Below are 8,246 nucleotides of genomic sequence, written 5' to 3'. Positions count from 1 at the left end.
TAGAGCAAGAGAAGCTAACGTTCACCGTTTAGCTGAAGTTTCGTCAAATATTATTGACCAATGCGTGGCTCAAGGTGTTCCGTTTGCACGTGACTATGCTGGATTATTAGATAACCGTTCGTTTGGTGGAACGCAAGTTCAACGTACCTTTTATGCTGCAGGGCAAACTGGGCAACAATTATTACTTGGAGCCTATTCTGCCTTATCAAGACAGATTGGTTTAGGTCGAGTAAAAATGTTCAGTCGCCATGAAATGCTAGATTTAGTAAAAGTAGATGGGAAAGCGCGTGGAATTATTGCTCGTAATTTGGTTACAGGAGAATTAGAAAGACATGCAGCTCATGCTGTAATTATTGCGTCTGGAGGTTATGGAAATGTATATTTTCTTTCCACAAATGCTATGGGAAGTAACGTAACGGCAGCCTGGAAAATCCACAAACAAGGCGCCTTATTTGCTAATCCTTGTTTTGTTCAAATTCACCCAACTTGTATTCCTGTTCACGGCACCAATCAGGCAAAATTAACCTTAATGTCAGAGTCGCTTCGTAATTCTGGACGTATATGGGTACCAAAGAAAAAAGAAGATGCACAAGCAATCCGCGAAGGAAAATTAAAGCCAACACAACTAAAAGAAGATGACAGGGACTATTTCTTGGAAAGAAGATATCCTGCTTTTGGTAATTTAGTTCCACGTGATGTAGCATCAAGAGCTGCAAAAGAATTGTGTGATCAAGGTTTCGGAATTGAAGCGAATGATACGAATGAAGGTGTATATTTAGATTTTTCTTCAGAAATTCAAAACAAAGGCAAGCAGGCTGCTTATGCGAAAGGAAATCATAATCCAACAGCGGATGAAATAACTTCTTTAGGAAAACAATGGTTAGAAGAAAAATACGGTAATCTTTTCGCGATGTATGAAAAAATTACAGATGAAAATCCATATGAAACTCCGATGAAAATTTATCCAGCGGTTCACTATACCATGGGCGGCGTTTGGGTAGATTATAATTTACAATCTACAATTCCAGGTTGTTTCGTTGCAGGCGAAGCTAATTTCTCAGATCATGGAGCTAATAGATTAGGTGCTTCTGCTTTAATGCAAGGGTTGGCCGATGGTTATTTTGTATTACCATATACTGTTTCTAACTATTTAGCAGACGAAATCAGAACGGGAAAAATTTCTACTGATTTACCTGAATTTGCTGAAGCAGAAAATCGTGTAAAAACAACAATTGAGACTTTTTTAAATAATAACGGTTCAAAATCGGTAGATCATTTCCATAAACGTTTAGGGTTAATTATTTGGAATAAAGTAGGGATGGCTCGTAACGAAAAAGGATTAAAACAAGCCATTGAAGAAGTTGCTGCTTTGAAAGAAGAATTCTATAAAGACGTATATGTTCCTGGAAGTAACGAAGAATTAAATCCTGAACTAGAGAAAGCACTTCGTGTTGCTGATTTAATGGATTTAGGACAATTAATGGCTATGGATGCGTTGCAACGTAATGAATCATGTGGGGGACATTTTAGAGAAGAATATCAAGACAGCGAAGGAGAGACACTACGTGATGATGAAAACTTCTCGTTTGTTGGCGCATGGGAGTATAAAGGAAATGACATTAGTCAATCGGAACTTCACAAAGAAGAATTAAAATACGAGTTTATTAAAATAGCCGCACGTAATTATAAGTAATTAGGCAGTAGCCAAAAGGCACTAGTAAATGAGTGGGATAAATTCATATAAAGATTTATTAATTTGGCAGAAAGGAATTGATATTGCAATTAATTTATATGAATTAGTAGAAGATTTTCCAAAAGAAGAAATTTATGCTTTGAAAAGTCAGTTAAAAAGAGCTTCCATTTCAATTTCTTCAAATATAGCTGAAGGTTATGGAAGAAATTCTACTCAAAGTTATATTCATTTCTTATGCATTTCAAGAGGTTCTTTATTCGAATTAGAAACTCAACTGATAATAGCTAATAGATTAAAATTCATTAGAAATGAAACTTTGTTTTCTGAATTAATGAATCAAATTATAGAAGAAAGTAAAATGATAAATTCATTTATAAACAAATTAGAATCAAGTAAATCATAGTTAAACTAATGCCTTTTGCCTTATAGCTTTTGGCTAAATAAAGAAAATATGAGCGCAGCAAAAAACATCAATATAAACCTTAAAATTTGGCGTCAGAAAGATGCTAAATCTAAAGGAAGTATGGAAACTTATAAATTAGATAATGTTTCTACTGCAAGTTCGTTTTTGGAAATGTTAGACCAATTGAACGAACAATTAATCAACGATAAAAAATCTCCAGTTGCTTTCGACCATGATTGTCGGGAAGGAATTTGTGGGATGTGTTCGTTATATATCAATGGTAGAGCACATGGTCCAGAAACTGGGACAACAACCTGCCAATTGCACATGCGTAAGTTTAAAGATGGTGACACTATCTATATTGAGCCTTGGAGAAGTAAAGCTTTTCCAGTTGTTAAAGATTTAGTTGTTGATCGTTCTGCTTTCGATAGAATTCAACAAGCTGGAGGTTTTGTTTCGGTAAACACTTCCGGCAGAACTATTGATGCTAATGCAACTCCAGTTCCAAAACACGATGCCGACAGAGCTTTTGAAGCTGCTGCATGTATTGGTTGTGGCGCTTGTGTGGCAACATGTAAAAATGGTTCAGCTATGTTATTTGTTGGTGCCAAAGTTTCACAATATGCTTTATTACCACAAGGAAAAGTAGAAGCTACAGAACGTGTTTTAAATATGGTGCGCCAAATGGATGAAGAAGGTTTTGGAAATTGTACCAATACTGGAGCTTGTGAAGTAGAATGTCCAAAAGGGATTTCTTTGGAAAATATTGCTCGAATGAATAGAGAATACTTATCCGCAAGTTTGAAAGGATAATAAACAAATAGATTTATTCCAAAAAACGTCTCGATTCATCGGGACGTTTTTTTTACCTTTGATAGGTAAACAAATACGCAATGAATAAATTACTTTCATTACAGTTAATGCTTTTTTCTTTTGTGGCTATTGGACAGAATTTCCATCAATATGTCAACCCAATGATTGGAACTGGTGGCCACGGTCACACATATCCTGGCGCCACTGTTCCTTTTGGTATGGTTCAACTTTCTCCTGATACTAGAATTGATGGAAGTTGGGATGGATGTTCTGGTTATCATTATTCGGATAATGTTATTTACGGTTTTTCACATACACATCTTAACGGAACTGGTGTCTCAGATTATGGAGATATCATGTTAATGCCAACGATGGGCGAACCAACTTTAGATTCAAAAGTTTATAGTTCTACTTTTTCTCATACTAATGAAAAAGCTAGCGCAGGATTTTACTCTGTTAAACTTGATAAGAATAATATCGATGTTCGATTAACATCCTCAACTCGGGTGGGTTTTCATGAATATACCTTTAATGAAAGTGGTCTGGCCAATATTATTTTGGATTTAAATCATCGTGACAAATTATTGGCAGGAAGCATTCGAGTTATTGATGCTAAAACTATTGAAGTTTTAAGAAGAAGCTCGGCTTGGGCAAGAGATCAGTATGTATATGCTCGAATTGAATTTAATGTTCCTATGAAAATTAATAACTCACAAGGAAAAAACAAGCCAAAAGAATTGTATACTGGAGATGAAGAATTAAAAATTAGTTTTTGCAAACAAGTTAAAAAAGGAGAAAAGATTTTAGTAAAAGTATCGCTTTCGCCAACAGGTTTTGAAGGAGCAAAATTAAATAGTTCAGAAATAAAAGAGTGGAACTTTGAAAAAGTAAAAAAAGATGCTGAACAACTTTGGAACAAACAATTATCAAAAATTGAAGTAACAGAATCAGATAAGGATAAATTGGCAATTTTTTATACAGCATTGTATCATACGATGGTACAGCCGAATATTGCGCAAGACATAGACGGGAAATATCGTGGTCGTGACAACCAAATTCACACAGCTGAAGGGTTTGAGTATTATTCGGTTTTCTCGCTTTGGGACACGTTTCGAGCAGCACATCCGTTGTATACTTTAATAGAAAAGAAAAGAACGGCTGATTTCATAAATACTTTTCTGAAACAATATGAACAAGGCGGAAGGTTGCCTGTTTGGGAACTATCTTCCAACGAAACCGATTGTATGATTGGGTATCATTCCGTTTCGGTGATGGCAGATGCGATGGCAAAAGGCATTATTGGATTTGATTACGAGAAAGCATTTGCAGCTGCAAAACATTCGGCGATGTTAGATCATTTAGGATTGGATGCCTACAAAAAACAAGGTTTTATTTCGATGGACGACGAACACGAAAGCGTTTCCAAAACCTTAGAATATTCATACGACGATTGGTGTATTGCTCAAATGGCTCAAATTTTAAAAAAGTCAAATGACTTCTACTATTTTATAAATCGTTCAGAAAATTGGAAAAATATTTTCGATTGGAATACCGGTTTCATGCGACCAAAGAAAAACGGCGGTTGGGACAAACCATTTGATGCCAAAGAAATCAACAATAATTTCACCGAAGGCAATTCTTGGCAATATTCGTTTTTTGTTCCTCAAAATGTTCCGGGAATGATATTAGCCTATGGAGGGAAAGAAAAATTTGAAGTCAAATTAGATGAAATGTTTAATAGCGAAAGCAAAACTACAGGTCGCGAACAAGCTGATGTAACCGGATTAATTGGGCAATACGCCCATGGAAACGAACCAAGCCATCACATGGCTTATCTGTATAATTATGTTGGCAAGCCAGAAAAGACGACCGAAAAAGTGCATTATATTTTAGATAATTTTTACAAAAATACTCCTGATGGTTTGATAGGAAACGAAGATTGTGGGCAAATGAGCGCTTGGTATGTCTTGAGTTCAATGGGAGTTTATCAAGTTACACCAGGATTACATGAATGGCAGTTTACCAAACCTATTTTTAAACAAGTAAAAATTAATTTAGAAAACGGGGAAAGTATAATTATGGATGATAGTGATAACTATAAATTCTTAAGCGAATTCTTAAGGAAAATAAAAAATAATGAAACTTATGCTTTGCCTGAAATATCATATGGAGTTCCTGTTATTGAAGCTAAAAGTAAATCTTTTAAGGATAAGCTAAAAGTTGAAATTATTACCCAAAACCCTCAAGATAAGATATATTGCACGATTTTAAATGCTAATCAAACAGATGATAATAACAATTTTTTTCCATACTTAAGCGCATTAAATATTTCAGAATCGTCAAGAGTTGTAGCTTTTTCAAAAAACAAAAATGGAGAAATTAGCAATAAAGTTTCAGCCACTTTCTTCAAAAAACCAAACAACTATACCATCGATATCAAATCGACTTACAATCCACAATATCATGCTGGAGGAAGTGACGGTTTATTAGACGGAATATTTGGCACCACTAACTGGCGAAAAGGCGATTGGCAAGGTTATCAAAGTCAAGATTTTGAAGCCATTGTAGATTTACAGGAACCAAAATCTATTTCCGAATTTCATTCCAATTATTTGCAAGACCAACGTTCCTGGATTTTAATGCCAACTAAAGTGGAATATTATACGTCTATGGATAATATCAATTTTACTTTAGTCTCTACCATCAGTAATGATGTAAATCCGAAACAAGAGGAAAACAGCATAAAAGATTTCAGCTATACTACAAAGCCAATCAATGCTCGATATGTAAAAGTTAAAGCGTATAATTTTGGCAAATTGCCAGAATGGCATCAAGGTTTTGGTGGCGATGTATTTATTTTTATTGATGAAATAACTATTAAGTAGCTAGACATAAGCCAACAGCCAAAAGCACAAGAATTTATAGTAACTTTACTAATCACTATCGGCAATTGCCTAATGCCTGAATAAAATGAAAATAGCACTTGTACAAACTTCTCTTATTTGGGAAAACCCAACTGAAAACCGAAGTCATTTGGCTCAAAAAATCACTGGTTTTATGGAAGAAGTCGACTTAATTGTGCTTCCCGAAATGTTTTCTTCGGGATTTACAATGAATCCAAAAGTGGTTGCTGAAACCATGAAAGGAGAAACGATTTTGTGGCTTCAACATCTAGCGAAAGCCAAAAACTGCGCAATCACAGGAAGTTTGGTAATTGAAGAAAAAGGCAATTACTACAATCGTTTAGTATTTGTTTTTCCAAATGGCGATATCAAATCCTATGACAAAAGGCACTTGTTTACTCTTGCAGGCGAACACAAATCATATACAGCCGGCATCGATAAATTGATTGTTGAATATAAAGGTTTCAGGATTTGTCCACTGGTTTGTTACGATTTGCGTTTTCCTGTTTTTTCCAGAAATGAAGAGAATTATGATGTCTTACTTTATGTTGCCAATTGGCCAAAACCACGTGTCAATGCTTGGGATATTTTGCTAAAAGCAAGAGCAGTAGAAAACATGTGTTACACAATTGGCGTAAACCGAATTGGAAATGACCATAACAAACATGACTATGTGGGGCATTCTCAGGTTGTTGATTTTCTTGGGGATTATGTGTTAGAACCACAAGAAGCAGACGCTGTATTTATTTTAGAATTAAATAAAGCTAAACTTTTCGAGACACGAAATAAGTTAGCTTTTCTAAATGACAGAGATAGATTCGAGATTATTTAGCACCTAAACTAAATGGCTGCTCTACATCCCAATTGGTCCGGACATCAATCTCTTTTGGAAAATAAATAACCTCTTCACTTTGGCGTTTTTCCATAAAACTTCCTGTGTCCCATACTTTGTTTTTATTATCATCATAAATAATACGCAACGTATATTTATCGGGTTCAAGTGCTAAAAACTCAACAATTGGATTGTTTTCTGTGTAGGCTGTCGCCTTAATTTTACTGGTTTTATCTGTAAGTTCAACAATAATTGGAAATCTTTTCGAATTTTCTAAAATTACCTTTAAATTGCCATAATCAGATGCATTTTTAGTAGCAATTCTATAGGTCAGCGTATCGTTTTCTTTTTCATAAAAATCGGTTAAAGCACCTGGCATTAATTGAATTTTATATTTTTCTAAAGGATCTTTGTTGAAATTAAAATACAATTTTTGTTGAAAATCATCATATTCTGTTTCAAACGGAACAGCTATAGAATCTTTATTTAAAACAGCAATTTTTGATTTGTCAAACTTTACTAAAGGAATTGAACTACTTATAGCAAAACGCTCTCTTAAAGGAAGCATTCCTGAAAAATCAGGAGTTAAGCTCAAAGTGTCCGTTTTTTGCTTTTTCATATTAATTGTAAACTCTTTTCTGAAATTGTCTTTTTCAACAGCAACATACAAAGAGTCTGCTTTTATGGGTTTAAACCAAACCTGAACGGAATCCTTTTTAGGAAATTGAGTAACCAAAGTCGGAATAATCTCCGAGCCATGTTTTAAGGAAACCTTCATGCTTTTTGGATTGCCTTCATAGCCAATTATTATTTTATTACCCGAACCTTGTGTAGGCTTAATAGCTTTGAAAGGCAGTTTTTCTTTGAACAAGTCGAGTTCAAAAATAGTATCGTTTGGAATCGTGATGTATTGTTTTTGGAAACCAATTTTATCCGATTTTGGATTAAATTTATTATTTCCGTTATCTTTCAACGCTATCAAAAGATATTTCCCTGCTTTAATATTTTCAACAGTAACGACTTCCAAACTGTCTAAAGTATTGGTGATGTATCTTGGAGATTCTTGGTATATCGTCGAATCATTAAACTTCTCATTAATTTCATATAGCATCACCGAAACGAAATTATCTACTTTCTTTTCCAAAGCATCTTTTACCTTCACATTTATTTTCAAAGAATCAATATAAGCTCCGGTTGAAAAAACATATTTGAATTGCTGATATGGATTCCCTTCGTTATTATCTTCAATACTTTGTCCGAAATTGAAACTATAAGTAGTATTTGGTTGAAGCGTGTCTTTCAGTTTAATCGTTAGTATTTTGCTTGCCGCTTGTGGTAAAATTTCAGGTTGATTTTTCATTGGAGGAGAGATAATCAACTGTTTATTTATGTTTTTTAACTTGACATATTCATCAAAAATCAATTTGATTTCCTTGCCATTAAAATTAGTCGAGAAATTTTTAGGAAAACTTGCTTTTAAAACAGGAGCTATTGTGTCTTTATCGCCGCCGGTAATCGAACCACGCTTGGCACAACTCATCATTAGCAACATAAAAACAAAGAATAAAAACTTGAAAATAGATTTTGGCATACTGCTGTTTT

At 34.4% G+C, this 8,246-nt stretch carries 6 protein-coding genes; 5 read left to right on the top strand and 1 reads right to left on the bottom strand.

All coding sequences use genetic code 11. The features are described from left to right. The 5 genes from ACOYLP_RS02965 to ACOYLP_RS02945 all read left to right on the top strand — a co-directional run. Nucleotides 1-1,693, top strand: a 1,693-nt coding sequence (locus tag ACOYLP_RS02965) for a fumarate reductase/succinate dehydrogenase flavoprotein subunit (RefSeq protein ID WP_422854686.1), incomplete at its 5' end; no start/stop codon positions are given. A gap of 28 nt (nt 1,694-1,721) precedes the next feature. After that, entirely contained in the window at nt 1,722-2,096 is a 375-nt protein-coding gene (locus ACOYLP_RS02960; RefSeq protein ID WP_422854685.1) for a four helix bundle protein, read from the top strand. Nucleotides 2,097-2,144: 48 nt separating this feature from the next. Further along, nucleotides 2,145-2,909 (top strand): succinate dehydrogenase/fumarate reductase iron-sulfur subunit, encoded by a 765-nt coding sequence (locus tag ACOYLP_RS02955; RefSeq protein ID WP_422854684.1) that lies wholly within the window; start codon nt 2,145-2,147, stop codon nt 2,907-2,909. A gap of 80 nt (nt 2,910-2,989) precedes the next feature. Then, nucleotides 2,990-5,794, top strand: a complete 2,805-nt coding sequence (locus ACOYLP_RS02950; RefSeq protein ID WP_422854683.1) for a GH92 family glycosyl hydrolase — start codon at nt 2,990-2,992, stop codon at nt 5,792-5,794. A gap of 85 nt (nt 5,795-5,879) precedes the next feature. Further along, complete coding sequence (locus ACOYLP_RS02945; RefSeq protein ID WP_422854682.1) at nt 5,880-6,644, top strand: amidohydrolase; 765 nt, start codon at nt 5,880-5,882, stop codon at nt 6,642-6,644. On the opposite strand, the gene ACOYLP_RS02940 is transcribed toward ACOYLP_RS02945, so the two are convergent. Next, nucleotides 6,637-8,235 (bottom strand): Ig-like domain-containing protein, encoded by a 1,599-nt coding sequence (locus tag ACOYLP_RS02940; RefSeq protein ID WP_422854681.1) that lies wholly within the window; start codon nt 8,233-8,235, stop codon nt 6,637-6,639. The genes ACOYLP_RS02945 and ACOYLP_RS02940 overlap by 8 nt on opposite strands. Between the last annotated feature and the right edge of the window lie 11 nt (nt 8,236-8,246).

It is taken from the genome of Flavobacterium sp. (genome assembly GCF_049318325.1).
Lineage (GTDB): Bacteria > Bacteroidota > Bacteroidia > Flavobacteriales > Flavobacteriaceae > Flavobacterium.
Note: the sequence above shows the minus strand (reverse complement) of the source record. Positions and strands in the feature narration are given on the sequence as shown.